The 785-nt window shown below is 31.0% G+C and carries 1 protein-coding gene; it reads right to left on the bottom strand.

Annotated elements, in window-relative coordinates; all coding sequences use genetic code 11:
• Nucleotides 1-308: 308 nt before the first annotated feature.
• Nucleotides 309-785 (bottom strand): hypothetical protein (locus E6A48_RS06905; protein ID WP_219709308.1); only part of this gene is annotated, 477 nt, incomplete at its 5' end.

Raw genomic sequence — 785 nt, 5'->3', positions numbered from 1 at the left:
GCAGGGCTTTGCCCTTAACGAAGTACACACAGTGCAGCACCCCACTTCTTTTGCCGAATATGCACCTACTTGGTGGTGCCCCAGGCGAAGCCCGCCTGCGGCGAGAAGCAAAAGGGCTATATTTTAGCTTAAATTAATAGTTTATATTACATACAAAACAATTTTAGTATGATTTAGTACTAATTTTATATCTTGCACTTTCGCGAAGCGTGCCTGTGGCAGCAACTTTGACGAAGTCCGCACCGCGAAGTCGGGAAAAAGTTGATAAAAAATAGATGAAATTAAAATTTTTTAGAATACTAATAAATTTATGTTATTTTCCTAATGATAATACAGGCTATAAAACCGAAAATCACTCCGCTGAAAGCTAAATATTCTCTATTACTTTCCATATATATTACTGCTACTATTAAAATGAATGCAATTAATGCCAGAGTAATCAACTCTACTAATATTGTTCCTATAGTCTCTCTAATATCTTCTTTTATTTTTATCTCTTCATGATAATATTTTTGGGCTATAATTGCGGTAATTGCAAGCGATAATATATAAGTCAGTACATATACAATTAATACTCTTATACCAAGAATTCTCAAATCCACTTTTGAGCCGCTATATTTAGATGATGAACTTCCTTTTAATAATAATGTTATTATTTTTTGAAGTATTTCTTCTTTGTCAAAATTTGCTGCATTAGTTTGTTTATTATTATCTATTATTTCTTTATCATTATATATTATTTCTTTTTTTTCTTTTATATTTTTATCAGCCATAGCAAAAAATGA

The organism is Brachyspira pilosicoli (genome assembly GCF_019402445.1).
Classification (GTDB): Bacteria; Spirochaetota; Brachyspiria; order Brachyspirales; family Brachyspiraceae; genus Brachyspira; species Brachyspira pilosicoli_B.
The sequence above is the reverse complement of the archived record's forward strand: the minus strand, read 5'-3'. Positions and strand labels throughout refer to the sequence as shown.